Raw genomic sequence first — 22,786 nt, 5'->3', positions numbered from 1 at the left:
TTATACTTTCTTGCTCCGGCTGTAGGCCAGGTAGTATACCTGGGGCAGCACGATCAGCGAAAGGATCATACAGATCATCAGTCCACCCACGATCATAATGGCCAGTGGCTTCTGAATCTCAGATCCCATACCTGTCGAAAGCGCCGCGGGCAGCAAGCCCGCCGAACCCATGATGGCAATCATAAACACAGGTCTTATACGACTATACACACCTTCCGAAATGGCTTGCTGCAGTGGTAAGCCCTTGCGCAGGTATTCCTTCATCACGGCGATCAGAATGATGCCGTCGATGGTGCCCACTCCGAATAGGATGATAAAGCCTATACCTGCCGAAATACCGAAAGTAGTGCCCGTAAGCCACAGCGATAAAAAGCCACCGATAAAGGCGAACGGAATCGTGATAAGGGATATAACAGTGTCTTTCAGGTTGCCGAAGTTCACGAACAACAGGAAGAAGATCATCAGGAGCGAGATCGGCACAATGTAGCTCAAACGCTTCGTTGCTCTTTCCTTGTTCTCGAATTCCCCGGCCCAGGTTAGCCTGTAACTCTCCGGTAACACTACCTGCTCTTCTACAAGTTTCTGTGCCTCCTCCACGGTACTGCCCAGGTCACGTCCCCGTACCGAAAAACCAACAGCGATGTAGCGACTGCTTCCTTCGCGGTAGATGAAGGCTGGCCCTGTAAAGAAGCCCACATCGGCAATCTCGTAGAGCGGGATCATAGAGCCGCTGTTGGCTGGAACCAGAATGTTCCGGATCTCGGCCTCTGATTTACGGAATGGCTCTGCATAGCGAACCCGCACATCAAACATGCGTTCATCCTCATAAAACGTAGTAGCTGCCTTACCGCCAATTGCCATTTCAATCACCGCCTGCGCATCGGCCATGCTCACGCCGTAGCGTGCCATCCGGGTTTCCTCCAGTTTGATGCGCAGCTCAGGCAAGCCAATGTTGCGGTAAATGTTCAGGTCTTCTATACCTTCCACATCTTTAATGGCGGCTGCCACTTGATCGGCGGTATTTTCCAGCTCAAACAAGTCATTGCCGAATATCTTCACCACCAGCGAGCTTTTTACCCCAGACACATATTCTTCCACATTGTCCATGATCGGCTGACTGAAACCGAAGGTGACGCCAGGGTATACCGCCAGCGACTGTTCCATCTCCGAGAGCAGTTCCTGTTTAGAGATCTTCCGGCTCCAGTCGCTTTCGTCATGGAGCTGCACGTGGAATTCGATATTGAAGAAGCCTGTCGGGTCAGTGCCGTCGTTCGGACGACCCGTTTGCGTTAGCACAAAAGCTACTTCGTCAAACTCCCGGAACTTGGCTTTCATCTCTTTGGTCAGCTTCACCGACTCGTCCAAGCTCACGCTGTTTGGTAGGGTTGCCCTAACATACAACGCCCCCTCGTTCAGCTGCGGAATAAACTCTGTTCCCAATCGACTGAAGCCAAAACCGCAGACAATCAGCAGTCCTCCGAAGAGCATTACCGTCAGCTTCTTGTTGATGGCACCCAACTGGTAGAGCTTAAACATTGCTCCGCGAATGAAATTGGTAATCGGGTTTTCGCGGTCTACTACGTTTTTGTTGAGCAGCACCTTACACATGGCTGGTACATAAGTTAAGCTGAGCAGCACAGCCCCGATCAGGGCATAGCCCAGCGTAAAGGCCAGCGGTGAGAACATCTTGCCTTCCACCTTCTGGAAAGTAAAGATCGGCATCAGGGCCACGATCAGGATGATCTGTGCAAAGAAGATGGACTTGGCCACCGAGCGTGTCTGGTTCTTGATGATGCCCAGCTTGGATATTTTATTGAAACGCGGCATACCCAACTGATGCGCCCGTTTGTCGAGCCCCACAAACACGTGCTCTACCACCACCATGGTGCCCTCGAGCAACAGTCCGAAGTCCACGGCACCTATCGAGATCAGGTTGGCAGGCAAGCCCTGAATGCGCAGCATCACGATGGCAAACAGGAAAGCCAGCGGAATGACCGAAGCCACGATAACCGTGGTGCGCCAGTTGAACAGGAAGATGAACACCAGCACCGATACCAGGATGATTCCTTCCAGCAGGTTGTGCGTTACGGTACGCACCGTGTTATCAACGAGCACGGTTCTGTCATGGAAAGGCACGATCTTGACATCGGCTGGCAGAATTCTGGTGTTGAGCTCCTCTATCTTGTCTTTCAGCCTTTCAATTACTTCGCTTGGATTTTCACCGCGCAGCATAATTACGATGCCCTGTACCAAATCATCGTCGTCGTCCAGTCCTACCTGACCAAGACGCGGCTTTGCAGAGATCTTGACATCAGCCACATGCTTTACCAGCACCGGGGTGCCGTTTACGTTTTCGATCAGAATATTTTCGATGTCGGCCACACTCTCCAGCAAACCAACGCCGCGTACCACATAGGCCTGGTCACCTTTGTCGATCACATCGCCGCCCACATTGATGTTGCTGTTCCCAACGGCCTCGAAGACATCCAGGGGTGAGAGGTTATAGTTGGCCAGCTCCACAGGGTTCACCTGTATTTCATAGATCTTTTCTTCACCACCAAAACTCACCACCTCGGCTATACCTGGCACGCCTACCAGTTCCCGCTCCACTACCCATTCGTGCAGGGCAGCCAGATCGCTGATTTCACGCGATTTGCTTTTAAGTACATAACGGAAAATCTCGCCGGTGGCTCCTGAAGGAGGCTCCACTTCTGCCTCGGCTCCCTCCGGCAACTCGATGCTTTGCATACGGTTGGAGGCGTATTGCTGGGCATAAAAGTCGTCCACGTTTTCATCAAACAGCACCGTTACCACCGATAGTCCGAAAAGGGAGGTGGAACGCACCTCGGCTTTGCGGGGAATGGTGTTCATCTGGCGTGTGATCGGCAGGGTGATAAACTTCTCCACCTCCTCAGCACTGCGGCCTGGCCATTGGGTAATAATACGGGCCCTGGTATTGGTTACGTCAGGAAAAGCCTCAATAGGGGTATTGATATAGCTGATGATTCCCGCCGCTACCAACAGCGCCGTCAGGAAAAAGACGATGACGTGGTTTTTAAGCGAGAATGATACTAAACTCTGAACAAATTTATCCATGTTGTGTGTCTGTGCTCCTCCTCTTAGTTCTGAATTTGGTTATAGATAAGCAGGTGGTTTTCGGTCACGACCTTGTCGCCTTCTTTCAGGCCTTCTTTTACCATCACAGTATTTTGGGTCTGGTACACGGGCTCGAGCTGCACAATGTCGAAACTGCAGCTGTCGCGGTACACCACCACCTGGTGTCTGGAGTTCGAGAAAATCATGGCTTTGGCGGGGAAGGACAAAAGGTGCTGTTGCGCATCGTTCTGGCCCGTATTATCCTGTGTTACCGATACATTGACAAACATCTCAGGCTTCAGGAGCAGATCACGGTTCAGGATGCTAATGCGGGCCTTCAATACACGCTCCTCGATATCAAAAGTATTGGCCAGCCGGTCTATTTTACCTTTGAATACCTGATCGGGATAGGCGGAAGCCTTTACTTCAACCTCCATACCTTGCTTTACACTGCTCAGGTTACCTGCGTATACATTAGCCATTACCCAAACCTCTTCCAGGTCCGCGATGGAGAACAGCGGTTCATCACCGGCCTCGATCTGCTGGCCTCCCACGATGTTTTTAGACACAATGTGACCGCTTAAAGGAGCCTTAATGATGAGCACACCCCGCTCCAGGCTACCACCGTAGATGCCCAGGTTTTCCTGTACTTTGGTGATCTCCAGCTGAGCCATCTCTACATCCTGCTGCGCCTCTATAAGTTCGCGTTCTGAAGCTACGCCATCTTCGAACATTTCCTGGGTGGCCGAAAGCTGGCGCTGCGCCAACTTCAGCTGCGCCTGGGCTGTGCGTAGCTCCGCGTTGAGGCTGCTTAGCTCCGGGCTGCGTACTTCAAGCAGCACCGTGCCTTTCTTTACATAATCCCCTAAAGAGAAATTGACCTTTGACACCACGCCATCCAGCAGGGGCACGAAACGGTAGTACTTCTCCGGGTTGCTCATCACCCTGCCTGTTAGCTGAATGTGGTTATGCTCGGTGGAAGGTGCTACATCGGCCAGCTTTATGTTTTTAGCTAACTGCGCAGGCAGGCAGTAACCTTCTTGCTGAGCAGTGGATCCTTGTTCGAGATCATTCGAGCTCTGGCAAGCTGTTAGGAGCACTGCAAAACAAGCTGCAGCTGAGATCTTGTTGAGACGGTTTATATAAGGGTAAATCATAGGTCAGTTCCTGTTAGTAGGTTGAGTTCTTCTTTTTTGGATTCCAGACTTCGGATGGTGTCGAAGTAGAGGAGCTTGTTTTCTTTGAAGGCCTCGAAGAAATCGAGAAACTCCAGCAGGCTGATGTTCTTGCGCTGAAAGTTGCGGCTTACGCCTGCCAGCACTTCGTCGAGCTCGTTGATGAAATTCCCATCAATAGACTGATAGAAAGCTGCCAGCTGTTGATAGTCTTTGAAGGCCTTTACAACCTCGTTCTGAGCTTCATTTACCCGAAGCGAATGCAGGTGTCTGCTTTGCTGTACCCGGGCTTGTGCCGCTTTTATGTTGCCCCGGTTACGGTCGAAAACGGGCAGGTCCATGGCAACCCCAAAGCCGATGAAGTTGAGCAGGATGTTACCGCCGCGGTCGTAGTTGGTGTTAAACCGAAGGTCAGGCACGCGCATGGCCCGCTCCAACGTGTGCTCGGCCTCGCTCACCCGTAAATCAAGCGCAGCTACCCGTACAGTAGGATTCTGGCTTTCGGCCAGGGTGAGTAAACTGTCGAGCGGTTGGTTCAATAGTAAAGACTGGCTGAGGAGTGGGCTTATATCGGTCAGGTATAGGGCAGTGTGAGCCGGCAGCATCATCAGCGATTTCAGATCTTTCTGTGCCTCGTTACTTTCCTGTAACGCCTCGTTCAGCTCGGCCCGCAATGACAGGTCCAACGCTCTGATCCGATAGAAATCAGCTTTAGAAATGTTGCCATTGCGCAGCTGTGCCTCCTGTGCCCGAATGAGTTGCGATAGCACATTTTGCTGCTGCCGAAGGAGGCGCACGTTGTTCTGGTGGTAGAGTAACTCAGAGAGCTGGGTTCTGAATTCGGCCTTTAGTGAGAGTAGCATCTCGGTATAGGCTGTCTGGGCCAGCTCCCGGTTTGCTACCTGCAGGGAGATGTTCTTTTTGCGCTTGCGGGCAGTAAACACCAGTTGCTCCAGCTGCACAGAAATCTGTCTGTTCTCGCCGAAACCGTTTCTAAAAAGTGGTGGATTTCCGTCTCCGTTGGCTACCTGGTGGGGAGTAGCCCAAAAGTTTACCTCGCTAATCTCCAGTTCTGGGTTGGGCCATGCCTTTGCCTGTAGGATCAGCGCTTCTGCCTGGTCAATATTCAGCCTTTCGGCAATCAGAGCCAGGTTCTTTTCAAGGAAAAGTGCCTCAGCCTCGACTCTCGATAGAGATAGGGTGTCTGGTTGCTGCTCCTTCACATGTGCCTGGGTGACACCGAAAGAGCAGAATAGCAAAAGCCAGATAACGTGTTTTAAGAACTTGATTGTCATGCTGTAAACCGTAGCTTGTAAATTGTGCCACAAAGCTACAGCGACAACATTAAAGGCATCTTTGGCCTACATTAGACTTACATTAGAGGGATATTATTTTAAGATTAGGCTGCAGGAAAAATCAGCTTTACTTCGGTTCCCTCGTGAGGAACAGAGGAAATGGCTATGTCGAAGTTGCAAAACTCAGCAATGTGCTTCGTCAGTGACAACCCTACGCCATGGCCTGGCTTCAGGTACTGGGTGTTGCTTCCCCGGTAAAAGAGATCAAACACTTTATCCTGTTCCTGCACAGGTATACCTGGCCCGTGATCCTGCACGAGTAAGGTCAGTTGTCGCTGCTCGGTAAGCGCAATTTTCAAAGTCACTTTTTGATCCTCTGAAAATTTAAGCGCATTGTCTATAATGTTGGTAATGGCTGTCGCAATTAGCTCAGGGTGTGAGTGCAATTGTAACAGGTCGCTATCTTCTACTTCAATCATTGTCTCTACTTCCGCTTCAGGATACTTAAAATGAAGCTTTTCCAGGACCTCCCAAAGCAGTTCATCGAGTCTGAACTGCCGGTAATTGGATGGGGAGGTGTTGTTTCTCAAACCGCTGATTAGCAGTAGCCCTTCGATTACCGAATTCAGTTCGGACGTGCTCTTTGCTATTTTCTTCAGCACCTGCTGGTATTCCTGGGGGCTTCTTTCTTTATCCAGACTAAGCTCTGCCTCGCCCAAAATAGCTGCAAGCGGCGTTTTCAGCTCGTGCGAAACGTTTTTCAGGAACTGTTTCTGATGATTGACACCTCCCTCCAGTCGCTCCAGAAAGGTGTTGAGGGTCTGTGTCAATTCGCTGAGTTCATCTCCTGGCTTGTTTACCTGTGGGAGGCGGGAGTTCAGGTTCTTTGTAGAAATGGTATTTACCTGCTGTAGTATGGATGAGAAAGGCTTAAATGTTCTCTGCGCCAGCACCACATTGAAGATGTAGTTGATCAAGATACCCACCAGGAAAAGACCGCCCAAAATAACACTTAGGTTGTATAGCCGATCTTGCCCGGTTGTATCCACTCCGGAGCTTATGATGACAAAGTCGCCCTGGTTATCTTCGTAATAAATGCCAGCATATTGCTGCCCTTTAGCCCGAAAATTGTGCTTCCCCCTGCGGCGAATCTGGTTCAGAATATGCTCATCCACCGGATAGGGACTCAACTCCGGCACAAAGGCCACATTGCCGCTGGCATCATAGATCTGGAGCGTTTCCTTGTCCAGGGTATTCAGGTATCTTCTCTCATACTCCTGGTACTTCTTCTTATTCAGTTCGTCTTTCTCCAGAAATATAATAGCCGATAGCAGCGCACGGTTCTCCAGTTTGCTATAGAACGCATTGATGGTAAGGTTTCTATACAGGTATAAAATGCTGCCAAAAACAAGCAGAAGGGTAATAGCGCAGACAAGCGTAGACCGTAAGGCAAGTTTCTGTTTAAGATTCATCTGATTTCTGCGCCAACTGGTATCCTCTACCTTTAATGGTATGGATCAGTTTGGTTGAAAAGTTCTTGTCTATTTTGTTGCGGAGGTAGTTGATTTATACATCCACCACATTGGTGTTGGAGCTGAAATGTATATCCCAGACGGCCTGCGCAATTTCAACCCTGGAAACGACCTTTTCCCTGTTTCTGAGCAAAAAGAGGAGCAGGTTGTACTCGCGGGGCGTTAGTGTAATTTCCTTCCCTGCTCTTTTAACAGAATTCTGATCGGCAATTATCTCCAGATCCGCATACTTGTCAGCTTCAAACACGCCATGCTCCAGCTGCTTTCTTCTCAGGTGCGCATTGATCCGGGCCAGTAGTTCACGGAAGTGAAAGGGTTTCGACATAAAGTCATCGGCACCGGCCTCCAGCCCTTTAATTCTCTCTTCAGGATTCCCCAGCGCACTCAGAATGATGATGATGGAGGCGATATTTCTTTTACGCGTGATCTTGCATATTTCGAAGCCGTCTATACCTGGTAGCATGACATCAAGTATCACGATGTCATATTCATGCAGACTAATAAGCTCAGCCGCTTTATAGCCATCCGATACGAGCTCTACCTGGTACCCTTTCTCGGTCAGACCCTCTTGTATAAAAGAGGCTACGCTGACATCGTCTTCAACTAAGAGGCATTTAATCATGGGGTGTTCATCTGTATAGAATTTAAAGCTAAAGAAAATTGTGCAGAAACTCGTAGCATGAGAATTGCTCCTGATATACCGATCATATGGTTTTCACTTGGGAGATACCTTGGTATGAGCCGGAAAAGTATGATTGCCAGCTTTATAAAACCGAGCGAGTTGTCGTGAAAGCTTTGACTCCCACTTATACGGATACTTTAAGGAACCACAGTTGCGACCTTATACAAGACTTTGTCAGTAGGCGAAAACACATTAAGCGAATGTTTCATGCAGCAGGCATGTTATTGTTTTATTACCTGCCTTCTATGCGTACCCGGTATATATTCTGATGCTCAAGCAAACGTTTAAACAGCACTTCGGCGCCATGGCAGTAATGGTTTGCCAGCAGAGAGCAGCCGGTATCCGGAGATAAGTATAATTTTGAATTATTACAAGTTGATTAATCTACTTAAAAGAGCGTACTTTGTACCTCTATGTCTTTAGCCATTACCTCACTAAACTCCGGCAGCAACGGAAACTGCTATTACATCGGCAACGGCCAGGAAGCTGTGCTGGTAGATGCTGGCATTTCGTGCCGCGAGACGGAGACGCGTATGCACCGCCTTGGGTTGAGCATGCGACAAGTGAAGGCTATTTTTGTGTCGCATGAGCATTCTGATCACATCAAAGGCATACCTGTGCTGGCTCGCAAATACAAACTGCCAGTCTATATAACACCTGACACCCTGTACCGCTCCCGCATGGATCTGAGTGGGGTAGAGGTGCTATCTTTCACGGGTTACGAACCAGTGCAGATCGGAGACTTGTCCGTGACTGGATTCCCAAAGTTTCATGACGCAGCGGATCCACACAGTTTTGTGGTGGAGGGTAATGGCGTGAAGATTGGTGTTTTTACGGATATAGGCGCACCCTGTGATCATGTTATCCGCCACTTCCAGCAGTGTCATGCCGCTTTTCTGGAAGCAAACTATGACGATGGCATGCTCGAGCAAAGCTATTACCCCTATTACCTCAAGCGCCGCATCAGTGGGAACCATGGACACTTATCTAACAGGCAGGCATTGGAACTGTTTGTGGCACACAAGCCCGCTTTTATGAGTCACCTGTTCCTGTCGCACCTCTCCAAAGACAACAATTGCCCCAAACATGCCAAAAGCCTGTTCGATGTCTGTGCCGATGGCACTGAGATAGTGGTAGCTTCCAGGTTCGAAGAAACAGCCGTGTACCATATCAACCATCAAGGTGATATTTTTGGACGCACCTTGACTGTGGAGGATATTACTTCAGCAGGGGAGCAATTGTCGTTGTTTTAGATGCAAGCAGCATGATGTATATCCTTGTGCACGATTCGGACAGGTCGCGACCTGTCCCTACAAAATCGCATATTACCAAAAAAGCCCGATGACGCTATACCTAAACGTCATCGGGCTTTTTAACTTTCCAACTCCTCAATTCCTAAACTCTCAAACTCTCAAACTTCTCCTAGTTCGCCCGCTTCAGATACTTATACAGTTCTGAATCTGTAGAAAGGATTATACTCGTCTTATCATCAAACGACTTCTCCAGCGTTTCCATGGAGCGGAGGAAGCCGTAGAGTTCACGGGCCTGGGCATTGCGATTGTAGGCGGAGGCGTAGATCGAAGTGGCCTGTGCGTCTGCCTTACCACGGATCATCTCGGCTTCGCGGGTAGCTTGAGAGGTGATCTGTGCCAGGTCACGTTCTTTGTTACCTTGTATCTTTCGAGCTTCACCCTGTCCCTCGGAGCGGAACTGGTCGGCGATACGGTTACGCTCGCTGATCATGCGGTCGTATACCCGGTTGCGCACCTCGTCTACATAGTTCATGCGCTTGAAGCGGAAGTCCAAAATCTGCACACCCAAGTCAGCGGTGCGCTCGTTGGCACGTTTCAGGATCAGCGCTTCAATCCTGTCGCGGCCGACTGAGATTTTCTCCAAATTCTCCAGGTCTTCCATGATCTCGTCAGATACTTCCGGCTCCCGGTTGGTGGAGCGTACAATATCCAGCAGGTCGTGGCTGGCGATGGCATTGCGGGTTTCGCCGTCCAGTATGTCATCGAGGCGGGATTGACCGGAGCGCTCGTCACGCAGACGGATAAAGAACTGCAGCGGATTGGTGATCTGCCAGCGCGCGTAGGAGTCCACGAAGATGAATTTCTTGTCCTTGGTAGGTACCTGGTTGGCATCGCCGTCCCACTCCAGGTAGCGCTTGTCAAAGAACTGCACCTTCTGGATAATCGGGATCTTGAAGTGCAGACCCGGCTGGGAGCGCGGCTCGCCTACGGGCTTACCAAACTGGGTGACGATGGCTTGCTTGGTTTCGTCGAGTACAAATACGCTTGTGAAAAGCAATGTCAGCAGGAGTACTGCAGCTATGAGCGAGAGTATTTTTGGAGTATTCACAGGCTATTTCGTTGGAGTTTGAGTTTTGTTCTGATTCAGGTTCAACAGCGGCAGCACGTTGTTGCCACGCTCATCCACGATCACTTTATCGCCTATTTTTGGCAGGATGCGTTCCATGGTTTCCAGGTATAGACGCTTCTTGGTTACTTCAGGAGCTTTCACATACTCCTCGAAAAGGGAGTTGAAACGGGCGGCCTCACCAGTTGCTACGTTCACACGGGTCAGTGCATAGGCCTCGGCCAGCTGAATGGTTTCATCTGCCTCGCCACGTGCACGTGGAATGATGCGATTATACTCCGACTCCGCCTGGTTGATCAGGGTTTCGCGCTCCTGCTGGGCCTGGTTCACGGCATTAAAGGAAGGCTTCACAGTCTCCGGCGGATTCACATCCTGCAGCACTACCTGGTCAATGCGGATACCGTTTTCATACTCGTCGCACATACGCTGCAAAAGCACCTCCATACTGGTAGCTACTTCCTGGCGACCTACGGTGAGTACTTCGTTTACAGTTCGGTCACCTACAATCTTGCGCATGGCCGACTCAGCCATATCACGCAGGGCTTTTTCCGCGTCGCGCACTTTAAACAGGTAATTGTAAGAGTTGACGATACGATACTGCACTACCCACTCCACGTTAGCCAGATTCAGGTCGCCGGTCAGCATCAGCGACTCGTCATTGAAGCTTTGATCAGAGTATTGTGTGTTTCTGCCTGAATCCAGTGTTCTGAAACCAAATTCCTGCTTGAGCTGGCGCTGCACCGGGATCTTACGCATCTCCTCAATACCGAAGGGCAAAATGAAGTTTAGTCCGGGCTGTACGGTGCGGTCGTAGTGTCCGACGTACATTACCACGCCTTCTTCTTCAGGACCAACCGTTTTGACGGAAGTGAGCAGGAGTATCAGTAGGAACAAGCCGAGCAGGATCTTGCGAAAGTGCTTGCTCAGCAGGAACATGTAGTATTGCAGCCGGTAGTTGGGTTCAGCCATGGGAGCGGATAAATTTGTTTGTAGCGTTAAGATAACTAAAATATCTTAATATGTTGATGTCTTGATAAGTATGCGTAGGAGTGTTGTGTCTGAGCAATATAGGTATAGCGTGCTTTAAAGACAGGGACGAGGCATTATTGAAAGCTTTTTACTGAATTCTTCGTACAGGGTAGAAGCTGAGATCCAGCCCTTGATTGATCATATACACTAAGCTCCAAAACCGATATGAAACACTTCTTCGCCTTCGTTTTCATGCTGCTGGTTGGGTATAGCAGCCAAGCCCAGAACACCACCATTCCAACTGCGGAAGCACAGATCAAAACCGCCGTACTGGCCGCCCCGGCCGAGATGCGTGAAGGTGCAACTGTGCTGGGTTATAATCAGAAAGGGGAGGTGGTCACTTTGAGAAAAGGCACCAATGAACTGGTCTGCCTGGCCGACGACCCGAATCAGCCCGGATTTTCAGTTTCATGCTACCACCGCGATTTAGAACCTTTTATGTCACGTGGCCGTGAGTTGCGCCGACAGGGTGTGAGCGCCAACGAGATTTTTGATATGCGCGAAAAAGAAGCCAAGAGCGGTAAGCTGAACATGCCCAAGCAGCCCACCACACTTTTTGTGTACAGTGCGCCAGATGAGCAGGTAAACATGCGTGCTGGCGAGGTAGCCGACGGCTATCTGCGCTACGTAGTCTACATCCCGTGGGCCACATCCGAGAGCACCGGCTTGCCGCTTAAGCCTGATCAAGGCTCCGTGGCCATGCCTTGGATCATGCATCCCGGCACGCATGGCGCCCACATCATGATCAATCCGCCAAGAAATAAAGCTGGACAGTAACTAGCGGCAGTTTATAGCAAGTGCTGGTGCCTGCTTTTGAGGCGCTCCATCAGTAGGGGCGCCCCTGTCATTATGGCTAAACCGATAGGCTGCAGACCGCCCTTCCGAAGGTTATAATCGGAGAGGAGCCGGTGCCAGGAGAGGTGCAGCCCCTTGCGGCCAAGAACAAACTCAAAAAGCAGTGTAAGGAGAAGCCATACAATGCCCAGGCGCAGCAGTGTGTTTTTGTTGCGGCTGCCGACCCAGCGTATGGTCAGGTAGGTGATGCTCAAAATCAGGACTGAGCCGGAGAAAACGCTGATCTGCCTGGCCTTAAAGTCCCCTGTTTTGGGTGCCAGTAAGGCGGTGCGCGCGATACCGTGCAGTACCTCGGCACTTATCAGCAGCAACCAGACAGCCGTTCCTCTCAGCAATGTTTTCCGAATCGATGGCTCCTCTGTTAAAAACCGTTTTACTTTCATGGCGCAGGTAACTAAACTAGCGATTCCGCAATTTACCGACTGCCTTTAAGAGCAACAGGGCCATGACACCGCTGACTCCGATTATTTTGATAACCCGCTCCGGGTCTGGTATTGATTTGAATTTAGTGTTCCCGTCTTTTATTTCGATGTAGCCCACCGGCTTGATGCCTACACCACCACCGCCACCAGTTCCTTCTTCGCCTGCTTTGGAGCCGCTGCCGCCACCGAAGCCATACATGGCCTTGGCCGCAGGTATAACCGTCACCCCATCGCGCTCCACCGGTTCACCGTAAATGGTGCTGGCATTCGCTGAAATCCCCAGTCGCTGCGCCAATCGTTCTATGAATGTGTTTTGCCCGTTTTTGGATGTATCTTCCATATGCTTTTGGTTGATGTAATTTGAAGCAATAAAATAATAAGTTGTACGATAAGGAATTAAATCGTTGCAAAAAGGAGGGGAGAAGTATTGGATAAGAAGTGAGTGGCACTAGCGTGCAGGTATAGGTATAAAAAAACAGATCCGAGCATCGCCTCGGATCTGTTTCTAAATAGCGGGCAGGTACACTGTACCTGGCCCGTCTGATGTCATGTTCTTTTCTTCGAGCTATACCTTGGCGCTTGTCAACTCACTGATTTCTGATAGCAGGGAATAGGAGTGAAGTCGCTTTTCCGGGTCAAAAATGCCGGTAGAGATCATCAGTTCGTCTACCTGCGTTTCTTCCACGAAAGCCTCCAGCTCTTCCTGTACTGACTTTTTGCTTCCCACAAAGCTGTAGCGCAGCATCTGTTTAACGGCATATTCCTCCTGTAGGCTCCAGCGGTCTTTCATACTCTCCACCGGCGGCTGCATCGGCAAAGCCTTGCCCTGAATCACGTTAAGGAAAGACTGGTAAAGAGAAGTAGCTAAATGGTTGGCTTCTGCATCTGAATCAGCGGCCACCACGTTCACACAGGCCATCGCATAAGGCTCCTGCAGTTGCTCTGATGGTCGGAAACTGTCGCGGTACACCTTAAGTGCAGCGTGCAGGGCGGCCGGGGCGAAATGACTGGCAAAGGCATAAGGCAAGCCCATGATGCCGGCCAACTGTGCGCCGAAGGTGCTCGAGCCCAGTATCCAGACAGGTATGTCAAGGCCTTCACCAGGTATAGCGCGTACCTTGGCTGTGCTGTTGTCGGCGCTCAGGTACTGCCGCAGTTCGGCCACGTTGTTCGGGAAGTCTTCTACGTTGCCTTGCAGGTCACGGCGCAGCGCATAGGCAGTTACCTGGTCGGTGCCAGGAGCCCGACCGAGTCCTAAGTCGATGCGGCCGGGGTATAGGCTCTCGAGCGTACCAAACTGCTCGGCCACCACCAGCGGCGCATGATTGGGCAGCATGATACCGCCCGAACCAACCCGCAAAGTAGAAGTACCGCCGGCAATGTAGCCTATCAGGACGACCGTAGCCGAACTGGCGATGCCGGGCATATTGTGGTGTTCAGCCAGCCAGTAGCGGGTATAGCCCAACTGCTCGACGTGGCGGGCCAACTCCAGACTGTGCTGAAAAGAATCGTGGATGCTCTTGCCTGTGCGGATCGGCACCAGGTCGAGTACGGATAATTTGATATCGCTTAGCTTCTTGTTCTCCATAGTTATGTTTTTTAGCACACCCCGCCCACATCGCAGCTGTTGCCTTCGATGTCGAGCTTCTGAATAGTAGGCGCTACTTGCTTGAATACGTTCAGGAAAGTTTCGGCAGGCTGGGCACCGCTCACCAAATACTGGTCATTGATCACAAAAGCGGGCACGCCGGTTATACCTGCCGACTGCGCAAAAGCTTCCATCTGGCGGACTTCCTGCTTGCCTTCTTCGCTTTCAAAAAAGCCTTCCAGTCGATCAGCCGGTATACCTTGTGCTATCCCTATTTCTTTGAGCACTGCCGTGTCGTTCATCTGGCGGTTTTCAGTGAAATAAGCTTTGAAAAGCGCATTGGCTACCTCGTGCTGCACACCATACTGACCTGCCAGCCAGATCAGGCGATGGCCGTTGAAGGTATTGTTCACCGTCATGCTGTCCGAGAAGTTAAACTTGATTCCTTCCTCAGCACCAGCCTCGGTCATGCGCTGGTCCATGGCCGGCACCTGCGCCACGATCTGTTCACCGTAGTTGCCCTTAAAATAGTCGAGGCGACCCATGCCATCCTGTGGGATGTTCGGGTTCAGTTCAAAGGCTTTAAAACTGATCTCGGCTTCGTATTGATCACCGACTTGTTGCAGCGCTTTGTCGAGTCTTCGCTCCCCCACATAGCACCAGGGGCAGTTGATATCGGAGAAGATGTCTATTTTGATTTTCTGCTTTGTCATAGTAATTTCTTTAAATGCGTAAGCCGACAGCTACCTGATGAAGGTAGCTGTCGGCTGTACTTATTAGATCGAAGCTTATGCTTCCAGTACGAATTTTTCTTTCTGTCGTCTTACTTTAGGCAATTTGGACAGCCAGTCGTTGTCCGCATCGCGGTAGCCGAGTGGCATCAGTGTCACGCTGCGCAGACCTTTTTCAGGCAGGTTGAGTAATTTATCCAATGCAGCTGCGTCGAAGCCTTCCATTGGAGTAGCGTCAACCTGTTCAGCAGCGGCGGCAACCAGTCCTACTCCAAAGGCGATGTAAGCCTGGCGGGCGGCCCAGTTAAAGTTTTGCTCCTGCGTGTTGCGCTCGGCTATACCTAACAGCGTGTTTTTAAAATCATCTAGCTGCTCGGCTGGCATGTTGCGCACCTCAGCTGTGTGCTGGATGTATTCTTCAATGTGGGCCGGGTTGATGTCATCCCAAGCGGCAAAAACCAGCAGGTGCGAGCTCTCCTCGATCTGCGGCTGGTTCATGGCAACCGGTCTGATCTGCTTTTTAAGCTCCTCGTCCTCGATCACCAGCACCGTGTAAGGCTGCAGACCCATAGAAGAAGGGGCCAGGCGGATAGCTTCCAAAATACGTTCTACTTTATCAGACGGCACACGCTGGCCGTTCATACGCTTGGCGGCATAGCGCCATTTCAAAGATTCTAAGATATTCATGTCTATACAACAGTTAAAATGCCAGTAACGTTTCATTACTTAGTTACTTTTGGTAACTCAAAGGTATTTCTTAAATTTGTGCTGGTCAAGCAGGCACTTCAGCCTCACCTAGTAACATGGAAGTAACTAAAGTTGATAATCAGCGACTTGCAATTCAGAAAAAGATCGATAAAGTTTTGTGCGGTAAGGAAGAAATTGAATCCTGCTGCCCGATCAAGGATATTCTGGCCCGCTTTGGAGACAAGTGGTCCATCTATACCATCCTTACTCTGGGGAAGGAGGAAAAACTGCGCTTTAATGAGTTGAAAAGCCAGATAAATGGCGTATCGCAGCGCATGCTCACGGTCACGCTGCGCTCGCTGGAAGAGGATGGGCTGGTGAGCCGGCAGGTATACGCTGAAATTCCACCCCGGGTAGAGTACAGTTTGACGCCGCTGGGGCAGGGCTTGCTGCTGCAACTCCTGCAGTTGGCCGACTGGGCAAAGCTGAACATCGACCAGATTCTTGAAGCACGGGAACGTTACGCGAAAAAGGAAAAACAGGCACAGCTTGCGTAGCAGAGTACCAGTCTAAACCGGCTGACTTTAAATTTGTTAGATGCCATACCTGACAACATATATTTTCAGGTATATTTAAACCCGGATGAGTCTTTTTCATCTAAGTTTAAATGGCATCTGCATGAAAACTTTAGCACGCGAACAAAAGCTGCAGCACCTCTATTGGCGGGCTGGCTTTGGCCTACCTTTCAAGCCTGATCAGGCTAGTCCGGCAATTAAAAATGCCGTTCGCGGACTGTTTCGCCAGTCGGGCCATGCTGAGCCCCTGCAGGTAACGCTTCCGCGTACAGAAACGAAACTGCAGGCTGAAGCGCAGAATGCCGAAATGCGTCTGCGGCGTCAGCGGGAACGGCAGCAGGGCTTTGTGCTGCTCAATAACGCCTGGCTACAGCAAATGGCCACTTCCGAGGCTCAGCTGCGGGAGAAGATGACGCTTTTCTGGCACGGGCACTTTGCCTGTCGCCTGCGGGAGCCACGTATTGCGCTGCAGCAGCATAACACCCTCCGCGAACATGCCTTGGGTAAATTCCCTGACCTGCTGCTGGCCATCTCCAAAGACCCCGGCATGCTGCAGTTTCTCAACAATCAACAAAACCGCAAACAACGCCCTAACGAGAACTTCGCCCGCGAACTGCTCGAACTTTTCACGCTGGGCCGCGGACACTATACCGAACAGGACATCAAAGAAGCTGCCCGCGCCTTTACCGGCTGGTCTTACAACCCGCAGGGCGAGTTCGTGTTTCGTGCGCGTCAGCACGACCGGGGTAAGAAAACCTTTATGGGGAAACGGGGGAATTTTGGCGGAGAGGAGATTCTGCAAATAGTCGTTGAAAACCCACGCACAGCCGAATTCCTGGCCGAGAAGATCTACACTTTTTTTGTAAGTGATGTACCTGATCCGGCACGAATCCAAAGCCTGAGCGCTTACTTTTACCAGACTGGCTACGACATACCGTTGCTGCTGGAGAAGATTTTCACAGTGAAGTGGTTTTACGGACCGGATGTAATGGGAAGCAAGATAAAATCACCGATCGAGCTGCTGGCTGGTTTGCAGCGGCAGTTTGACGTGACTTATACCGATGGCCGCAGTCCGCTGGTACTGCAGCGGGCGCTGGGGCAGGAGCTGTTCAGGCCCCCGAATGTGAGCGGCTGGGCCGGTGGCCGCAACTGGATCGATAGCTCTACACTTGCCTTCCGGCTGCGCATCGGGCCGGCGCTGCTGCAGGATGCGGCATTGGAGGTGAACCTGAAACCAGACGACGACACCGAACCGACCGCACCACGCAGGCGCCGGCAGGATGGGATACGGATTGTGCGTGCCACAGCCAACCTGAGCGGACTGCACCAGCAGTTGCAGCAAGTGAAGGAACGGGAACTGATCGACAAACTGAGCCAGAAGCTGCTGCAGGTGCCCCTGCGACCGGAAACGACAGCGCTGCTCACGCAACACGTACCTTCGGGAGCAGCACACGCCGATAAAGTGACGCTACTGACGCTGCGGCTGCTTTCTTTACCTGAGTACCAGTTATGCTAGTTTTCCACCGTTCACTAATGCACTATGGCAACTAATTCCAGAAGAGAATTTATCAAATTGTCGGCGCTGGCCTCGGGTATGCTGCTGGTACCTAATTTTTTGCACGGACTGGACCGTAGCGGACTGCCGCTGCTGGCCAACTCCAATGGCAAGAGGCTGGTCGTAGTACAGCTCAGCGGCGGTAACGATGGCCTGAATACGGTGGTGCCATACCAGAATGACCTGTATTACAAAGCACGGCCAACCCTGGCTATACCTACCCGGGAAGTGCTCACCCTGGATAAAGGACTCGGGCTGAATCCGGCGATGGAAAAGATGCGGCTGCTTTACGACCAGGGCTACGTGTCTGTTCTTAACAGTGTGGGCTATCCCAACCCTGACCGTTCGCACTTCCGCTCCATGGACATCTGGCACTCAGCCAGCGCCTCCGACGAGTACCTGAGCACCGGTTGGTTGGGCCGCTACCTCGACAGCTTGTCTGGTCCCTCTGCCAACTATGCGGCTATTGAAGTGGACGACACGCTTAGTCTGGCGCTGAAAGGTGATCGGTACACAGGTATAGCGGTGCAGGATGTGAAGCGCTTCTTTCAGGCGACCAACGATCAGTTCCTGAAGCAGGCTGCTCAGTTGCATGCAGATGAGCATTCGCACCACCAGGTGGACTATCTTTACAGAACGCTGATCGATACGCAGCAATCGGCTGGTTACCTCCAAGAGAAAACCAAGGTATACCGCAGTAAAAAAGAGTACCCGAACGGCGAGTTTGCCCGCCACCTGAAAACCATCGCAGAACTGATCGCCTCCGGGGTGGAGTCACGGGTATACTATGCCTCGCTTACCGGTTTCGACACGCATGTGCGGCAGGCGGGGCAGCAGGCTAACCTGTTGCGGGAGCTCTCAGAGGGGCTGTACAGCTTTGTGGAAGACCTGAAACAGCAGCAGGAGTTTGACAATACCCTGATCATGGTGTTTTCGGAGTTTGGAAGGAGAGTGGCTCAGAATGCCAGCAACGGCACAGACCACGGCACGGCTAACAACCTTTTCCTGATCGGAGGGAAACTAAAGCAGGCGGGCATTTTCAACGAAGGACCCAATCTGCAGGACCTCGACCAGGGCGACCTTCGCTATAGCATCGATTTCCGGAATATCTATGCGACTCTGCTGAACAACTGGCTGAACGGAAACGCTGCAGGTATACTGGGTGATAAAACCCAACTGCTACCGGGACTCGTGTAAGATACAGACACAAAAAAGCCCGCTGTTTCAACAACAGCGGGCTTTTTTGCAGGTATAAACTCTGTTACGGATTTGCTTTTCCCAAACTTACATTGAAGGTGCTTACACCCCGGCCAGGCTTACCGGCATCGGATATACCTTCAGCAATGGCTCGGTAGGTCGTGTTGCGGTCAGCGGCGTAGAACGTCACTGTCGCTTTGCCTGCTGCGTCGGTCTGCACGCTTGGGTTCCAGTACAGCGTGGTGCGCAGGTCGGGCTCGCGGCTGGCCGGTGTCTTGCCATCGTAAACAGGACTATAGAACTCTCGTGTCTTGCTGTAGCCCTGTGCGCGGTGTATGATGATGTACTTTCCAGGTTCCACTTCCTGCATCGCCTCACCACCCTGACGGGTATACAGTGCAATCACACCGCCCGAAGCACGACCACCATACAGACTGGCGCTGGCCGGATCTTTCAGGATCTCGATGCGGCTGATATCAAACTGGTTCAGTTGCGACGTGATGCCCTCTTCGACAGGCATGCCATCGATCAGGTATAGCGGAGCGGTTCTGCTGCCACGGATTCTCGCCCTGAAATCGTTAGGACCGGCACGGTATACCTGCACACCAGCCACTCGTCCCTGCAAAGATTCGATAATGTTGCCGGATGGGGCAGCCGGAAGATCTTTCACATCAATCACCGCGTCTGCCCTTCGGTGCAGCTTAAAGGGCTGTACCATGTCCGCCTCGCCCTGAATTTCTACATCCTTCAGCAAAATGCCTTTCAGCGTCAGGTCAGCGTTTACCTCGTCAGCAGCCGCCATTTCTACTTTTCCGGCGGTTAGCAGATCCGGGCTGGCACTGGCCACCAGTTCCTCACTTTGCGGGGCAGGTATAGCCGGCAGTTTTGGCTGGTATTCCTGCTCGTCGATATTCACTTGCAAATGCTTGCGACGGCCGCGGGCATCGGTACCCTGCACCACCATATCAGCAGCGCCGGTATAGTCAAATCCTTCGAAGGCAAACCGGCCGTCTTTATCAGTTTCGGTGGTGATAAAGGCCAGGTGCTGTCCTTTCAGGTATAGCAGCGCCTCACCGCCTTTCACCGCCTTGCCTCGGTCTGTAAGCAAGGTGCCGCGCACAGCTAGTTCCGTCTCCGGGCTATGCTTCAGCTCAGGAAACTCACCCTTGGCTGCCTGCTGCCATGCAAAGCGGCGCCAGCCCTGCGTCATCAGTAGGTAAGAGAGAGCTTCCTGTCGGACTGGGTCATCATCTTCAAAGTAATAGCCCGGATTCTGCACGTAGCCGCGCAGGTCGGAGGTCAGTAGCAGGTAGGCATTTATGTTGAGTCCCTGCAGTTCCGGTGTCACCAGTTCATCGTCGGTAATGGCCAGCGAAAAATCAGTAGAAACCGGCTTGCCCTGCTTGTCGCGGGCCAGTACCTGCATCGTCACGCGCTCACGTCCCGCATAGGTTTTCTTGTCTGTGGTCAGGCTGATGTCCAGGTTGTCGTTGTTGTCAATAAATACCAAGCGCTCTGCCAGCGGCTCGCCGTTGGCGGTGGCCAGGTTGAAGCGGACTATACCTGTCGGGAAGTCCGCTTTGGGAATTTGTTTGCTGAACGTCTGGCCTGGCTGCAGACTGATCTGCTCGGCGTACTGCACCGCATCGCGGCTTATACCTGTCAGCACCAGCGACTGCCGGCCAGAGGCATTTCCTGTAATTTGCACCTGTACCTGATCCGGGTTGGCCGTCTCGTTCACGCGCAGCACATAGCCTGTAGCTTTTGGCTCCGGTAATGTATACTCAGCCTTGCTGCCGTCTTCAAAAGTCACCCGGGCCTTGTAACGCTGTCCCTGCTGCGGTTGCAGCGCAAAGGCACCCATACCCAGGTGCGAGTCTTTGAAGTCAAACAGCTTCTGGTTCTGCGCGTCGTGCACTGCGCCTGACACCGCTATACCTGTTCCGTCGGGTTTGGTGGCTTTAAAGGCTACACGGCTTTGCACACCCTGCACTAAATCACCACCCTCCGGGAAAAACTGCAGATCGATTTTCTGCGCGGTCTTATCCTGCTTTTCTGTCGGTGCTTTTTCGCCTATGACGCTGATCTCTTTCCGGAAGAAGCTCTCTTCCCCGAAATTGCGCATCCACTGGGTATAGGCAGTCAGGGTATACTGTCCGACTGGCAAGTTTGCCGGCAGGATAATGTCGCCATTGGCTTTGCCGTTCTCAGCCTTCAGTTTCAGGCGCTGCACGGCTTCGTTGTTGGCGTTGAGTAGGTCCACATACAGCACACTGCTTTTTGTGGTCGGCTGTAGACTAGCGGCATCTACTACATAGCCTTTGAGCCAGATCTGCTGGCCCGGTGTATAGCGCGGCTTGTCTAAGTGCAGGTATACCTTCTCAGGGGCATATTGTGTGCGCCAGCTCGCGAGGTGCGTCTCCAACTTCTGGAGCAGGTCCGTTTGCGGACTGACGAAGGCCATCGACACCAATGCCAGCAGCAGTGCCGGCACCAGGTAGGCCCATTTTTTAGTTACTTTATCTCTGATCATATCGTCCTCTCTTTCTAAAACATCTCTTCTTTATCAACAAAAACGAGTGCAATAATCATTCCTTAAAATCATATGCCATTGACTCTTTTCGGGAGGGAGAAACACCGTGATTTATGCCGCTAGAGCAGCAGGGAATCAATGCGGTTGGCCTGTACCATGTTCTCGCAATCAGACCAGCTGAAGATGGTAAACCTGCCATCCTGTGAGGCAACCAGTGCAATGGCGTCCTGCTGATCGTGCACAAACTGGGCGGCTGACAAATGCCTGGTGCCACCGCTCAAGGTGGGCTGGTCGATCATGGCTTCACCCCCGATCACAGGTTCTGTCAGGATCAGCTTATCTACTGGCGTGCTGCCTTGTTTGCGGGTTATTTTGGCGCCGAAAGCATACAGTTCATATTTGTCGCTGATAATGGTGGCACCGTCTACCGCTGTGAGGCCGGCCATGGCCTCTATGGCTCTTCCGAGCTCGTCCTGCCAGTTGGAGTTTTCGCCGTCCTTTTCTTCTTTCTGTTTCATCAGATTAGTCAGTTCAGAATAGGCGGGGCCCACTGCATACCGCATAGGGTGCCGGATAGAGGCGCGCCAGGTATCAGAGCCAGCAGGTACCACCAGTAGGATGCCGCCTCTTTTGTGGGAGCGCATCGACACAGCTAACTGCACCAGTACATTCAGGGACTTGTTCCAGACGCTCAGGGAGCTGAAGCCCAGCAGTGAAGTCAGCACATCAGGACAGTTCGGCAAATGGGAGCTTTGTTCGTTCACGATCTTCACCTGATCGCCCATCAGCACGGCTACGTTCACAAACTTGCCAAAGCCATCCTGCCTGCGGTGTTTGATCACCAGCAAGCCGGGCTCTGACACATCCAGCACAAAGCAAAAGTTGGGGATGCTGCGAGTAGTCCCCCAGATATGGAGGTAGTCTCCCTCGTACCATACGCCCAAGTGTATGCCCTGCCGCTCCACACCCGGACCAAGCTTGGTCAGCACGGCAGGGGACAGGGTTAAGTGATGCTCGAACAACAAGGGCTGTTCGGTCTGTTCGGGCGGCAGAAAGGCAAGGGATATTTTAGGGGATTGGCCTTCTTCCCGGCGCAGGCTCGCCCAGAAAGCGGCATCGATCATGGTTTCGATGATGCGGGCAGGCGGTACGGTAGCCAGGTTGTTGCCGTTCAGTTTTTTTGCTGCTTCTATCTGGGTTGTGAAATGGTCTTCTGCTATCTGAGCCACTTCGCGTGCGGCCTTGTATGTTGATTTGCCAATCATGTCTGTTCTCGCTTTACAGGTATAGCTGCTAAGGTTCTATTTTTTTATACGGTGCACAGTCCAAAAACCGATAGATTCCTCCAGATGCGAGCGTTGATGTAGACAGGTATAGCCATAAAAAAGCACAGCCGCTGCAGAACATCTGCAACGGCTGTGCTGAAATAAAGCAGGTATGTTACCTGCTTTTGGA

Annotated in this window: 19 protein-coding genes; 5 read left to right on the top strand and 14 right to left on the bottom strand. The window is 51.8% G+C overall.

Annotated elements, in window-relative coordinates; translation table 11 throughout:
* The 5 genes from Q1A54_RS19305 to Q1A54_RS19285 all read right to left on the bottom strand — a co-directional run bounded on the left by Q1A54_RS19305 (position 1) and on the right by Q1A54_RS19285 (position 7,720).
* Complete coding sequence (locus tag Q1A54_RS19305) at positions 1-3,096, bottom strand: CusA/CzcA family heavy metal efflux RND transporter (protein ID WP_299991455.1); 3,096 nt, start codon at positions 3,094-3,096, stop codon at positions 1-3.
* A gap of 23 nt (positions 3,097-3,119) precedes the next feature.
* Positions 3,120-4,253, bottom strand: coding sequence for an efflux RND transporter periplasmic adaptor subunit (locus tag Q1A54_RS19300; protein ID WP_299991453.1), 1,134 nt, complete (start codon positions 4,251-4,253; stop codon positions 3,120-3,122).
* Entirely contained in the window at positions 4,250-5,566 is a 1,317-nt protein-coding gene (locus Q1A54_RS19295; protein ID WP_299991450.1) for a TolC family protein, read from the bottom strand. The genes Q1A54_RS19300 and Q1A54_RS19295 overlap by 4 nt, the downstream gene beginning before the upstream one ends.
* A 104-nt stretch (positions 5,567-5,670) precedes the next feature.
* A complete protein-coding gene (locus Q1A54_RS19290; RefSeq protein WP_299991448.1) occupies positions 5,671-7,038 on the bottom strand; it encodes a HAMP domain-containing sensor histidine kinase in 1,368 nt (455 codons plus the stop codon).
* Positions 7,039-7,132: 94 nt separating this feature from the next.
* Positions 7,133-7,720: a response regulator transcription factor gene (locus Q1A54_RS19285; protein WP_299991446.1), complete on the bottom strand. Its 588-nt coding sequence runs from the start codon at positions 7,718-7,720 to the stop codon at positions 7,133-7,135.
* Between the two features lie 473 nt (positions 7,721-8,193).
* Between Q1A54_RS19285 and Q1A54_RS19280 the strand changes: the two genes are divergently transcribed.
* Positions 8,194-9,033 (top strand): MBL fold metallo-hydrolase, encoded by an 840-nt coding sequence (locus Q1A54_RS19280; RefSeq protein WP_299991443.1) that lies wholly within the window; start codon positions 8,194-8,196, stop codon positions 9,031-9,033.
* 169 nt (positions 9,034-9,202) lie between these two features.
* On the opposite strand, the gene hflC is transcribed toward Q1A54_RS19280, so the two are convergent.
* Together hflC and hflK are read right to left on the bottom strand one after the other, a co-directional pair.
* Entirely contained in the window at positions 9,203-10,141 is a 939-nt protein-coding gene (gene hflC / locus Q1A54_RS19275; protein WP_196120369.1) for a protease modulator HflC, read from the bottom strand.
* A 3-nt stretch (positions 10,142-10,144) separates the two neighbouring features.
* Entirely contained in the window at positions 10,145-11,128 is a 984-nt protein-coding gene (gene hflK / locus Q1A54_RS19270) for an FtsH protease activity modulator HflK (RefSeq protein ID WP_299991441.1), read from the bottom strand.
* A gap of 225 nt (positions 11,129-11,353) precedes the next feature.
* Here hflK and Q1A54_RS19265 point away from each other — a divergent pair, with 225 nt between their 5' ends.
* Complete coding sequence (locus Q1A54_RS19265; RefSeq protein WP_299991438.1) at positions 11,354-11,965, top strand: hypothetical protein; 612 nt, start codon at positions 11,354-11,356, stop codon at positions 11,963-11,965.
* A gap of 11 nt (positions 11,966-11,976) precedes the next feature.
* On the opposite strand, the gene Q1A54_RS19260 is transcribed toward Q1A54_RS19265, so the two are convergent.
* The 5 genes from Q1A54_RS19260 to Q1A54_RS19240 all read right to left on the bottom strand — a co-directional run bounded on the left by Q1A54_RS19260 (position 11,977) and on the right by Q1A54_RS19240 (position 15,471).
* Positions 11,977-12,426, bottom strand: coding sequence for a hypothetical protein (locus Q1A54_RS19260; protein WP_299991435.1), 450 nt, complete (start codon positions 12,424-12,426; stop codon positions 11,977-11,979).
* Positions 12,427-12,442: 16 nt separating this feature from the next.
* Positions 12,443-12,805 (bottom strand): spore germination protein GerW family protein, encoded by a 363-nt coding sequence (locus tag Q1A54_RS19255; protein WP_299991432.1) that lies wholly within the window; start codon positions 12,803-12,805, stop codon positions 12,443-12,445.
* A 225-nt stretch (positions 12,806-13,030) separates the two neighbouring features.
* Entirely contained in the window at positions 13,031-14,053 is a 1,023-nt protein-coding gene (locus Q1A54_RS19250) for an LLM class flavin-dependent oxidoreductase (protein ID WP_299991430.1), read from the bottom strand.
* A gap of 11 nt (positions 14,054-14,064) precedes the next feature.
* Positions 14,065-14,766: a DsbA family oxidoreductase gene (locus Q1A54_RS19245; protein WP_299991427.1), complete on the bottom strand. Its 702-nt coding sequence runs from the start codon at positions 14,764-14,766 to the stop codon at positions 14,065-14,067.
* Between the two features lie 75 nt (positions 14,767-14,841).
* Positions 14,842-15,471: an NAD(P)H-dependent oxidoreductase gene (locus tag Q1A54_RS19240; protein WP_299991425.1), complete on the bottom strand. Its 630-nt coding sequence runs from the start codon at positions 15,469-15,471 to the stop codon at positions 14,842-14,844.
* 116 nt (positions 15,472-15,587) lie between these two features.
* Here Q1A54_RS19240 and Q1A54_RS19235 point away from each other — a divergent pair, with 116 nt between their 5' ends.
* The 3 genes from Q1A54_RS19235 to Q1A54_RS19225 all read left to right on the top strand — a co-directional run bounded on the left by Q1A54_RS19235 (position 15,588) and on the right by Q1A54_RS19225 (position 18,798).
* Positions 15,588-16,028, top strand: a complete 441-nt coding sequence (locus Q1A54_RS19235; RefSeq protein WP_299991423.1) for a helix-turn-helix domain-containing protein — start codon at positions 15,588-15,590, stop codon at positions 16,026-16,028.
* Between the two features lie 121 nt (positions 16,029-16,149).
* Entirely contained in the window at positions 16,150-17,562 is a 1,413-nt protein-coding gene (locus tag Q1A54_RS19230; RefSeq protein ID WP_299991421.1) for a DUF1800 domain-containing protein, read from the top strand.
* 24 nt (positions 17,563-17,586) lie between these two features.
* On the top strand, positions 17,587-18,798 hold the full coding sequence (locus Q1A54_RS19225) for a DUF1501 domain-containing protein (protein ID WP_299991419.1): 1,212 nt from the start codon (positions 17,587-17,589) through the stop codon (positions 18,796-18,798).
* Positions 18,799-18,862: 64 nt separating this feature from the next.
* On the opposite strand, the gene Q1A54_RS19220 is transcribed toward Q1A54_RS19225, so the two are convergent.
* Together Q1A54_RS19220 and Q1A54_RS19215 are read right to left on the bottom strand one after the other, a co-directional pair.
* Complete coding sequence (locus Q1A54_RS19220; RefSeq protein ID WP_299991417.1) at positions 18,863-21,331, bottom strand: TonB-dependent receptor plug domain-containing protein; 2,469 nt, start codon at positions 21,329-21,331, stop codon at positions 18,863-18,865.
* A 119-nt stretch (positions 21,332-21,450) separates the two neighbouring features.
* Positions 21,451-22,596: a putative sensor domain DACNV-containing protein gene (locus Q1A54_RS19215; protein ID WP_299991415.1), complete on the bottom strand. Its 1,146-nt coding sequence runs from the start codon at positions 22,594-22,596 to the stop codon at positions 21,451-21,453.
* Positions 22,597-22,786: the final 190 nt, after the last annotated feature.

Origin of the sequence: uncultured Pontibacter sp. (assembly GCF_947502515.1) — a bacterium.
Lineage (GTDB): Bacteria > Bacteroidota > Bacteroidia > Cytophagales > Hymenobacteraceae > Pontibacter.
This window is presented reverse-complemented; position numbering and strand designations above follow the sequence as displayed.

Bases quoted from the DNA above. Each gene is read 5' to 3' on its own strand.
- Q1A54_RS19290 (WP_299991448.1), bottom strand. From the start codon at position 7,038: ATGAATCTTAAACAGAAACTTGCCTTACGGTCTACGCTTGTCTGCGCT.
- Q1A54_RS19250 (WP_299991430.1), bottom strand. From the start codon at position 14,053: ATGGAGAACAAGAAGCTAAGCGATATCAAATTATCCGTACTCGACCTG.
- Q1A54_RS19220 (WP_299991417.1), bottom strand. From the start codon at position 21,331: ATGATCAGAGATAAAGTAACTAAAAAATGGGCCTACCTGGTGCCGGCA.
- Q1A54_RS19215 (WP_299991415.1), bottom strand. From the start codon at position 22,596: ATGATTGGCAAATCAACATACAAGGCCGCACGCGAAGTGGCTCAGATA.
- Q1A54_RS19305 (WP_299991455.1), bottom strand. From the start codon at position 3,096: ATGGATAAATTTGTTCAGAGTTTAGTATCATTCTCGCTTAAAAACCAC.
- Q1A54_RS19280 (WP_299991443.1), top strand. From the start codon at position 8,194: ATGTCTTTAGCCATTACCTCACTAAACTCCGGCAGCAACGGAAACTGC.
- hflK (WP_299991441.1), bottom strand. From the start codon at position 11,128: ATGGCTGAACCCAACTACCGGCTGCAATACTACATGTTCCTGCTGAGC.
- Q1A54_RS19285 (WP_299991446.1), bottom strand. From the start codon at position 7,720: ATGATTAAATGCCTCTTAGTTGAAGACGATGTCAGCGTAGCCTCTTTT.
- Q1A54_RS19230 (WP_299991421.1), top strand. From the start codon at position 16,150: ATGAAAACTTTAGCACGCGAACAAAAGCTGCAGCACCTCTATTGGCGG.
- Q1A54_RS19255 (WP_299991432.1), bottom strand. From the start codon at position 12,805: ATGGAAGATACATCCAAAAACGGGCAAAACACATTCATAGAACGATTG.
- Q1A54_RS19295 (WP_299991450.1), bottom strand. From the start codon at position 5,566: ATGACAATCAAGTTCTTAAAACACGTTATCTGGCTTTTGCTATTCTGC.
- Q1A54_RS19260 (WP_299991435.1), bottom strand. From the start codon at position 12,426: ATGAAAGTAAAACGGTTTTTAACAGAGGAGCCATCGATTCGGAAAACA.
- Q1A54_RS19240 (WP_299991425.1), bottom strand. From the start codon at position 15,471: ATGAATATCTTAGAATCTTTGAAATGGCGCTATGCCGCCAAGCGTATG.
- Q1A54_RS19235 (WP_299991423.1), top strand. From the start codon at position 15,588: ATGGAAGTAACTAAAGTTGATAATCAGCGACTTGCAATTCAGAAAAAG.
- Q1A54_RS19265 (WP_299991438.1), top strand. From the start codon at position 11,354: ATGAAACACTTCTTCGCCTTCGTTTTCATGCTGCTGGTTGGGTATAGC.
- Q1A54_RS19300 (WP_299991453.1), bottom strand. From the start codon at position 4,253: ATGATTTACCCTTATATAAACCGTCTCAACAAGATCTCAGCTGCAGCT.
- Q1A54_RS19225 (WP_299991419.1), top strand. From the start codon at position 17,587: ATGGCAACTAATTCCAGAAGAGAATTTATCAAATTGTCGGCGCTGGCC.
- Q1A54_RS19245 (WP_299991427.1), bottom strand. From the start codon at position 14,766: ATGACAAAGCAGAAAATCAAAATAGACATCTTCTCCGATATCAACTGC.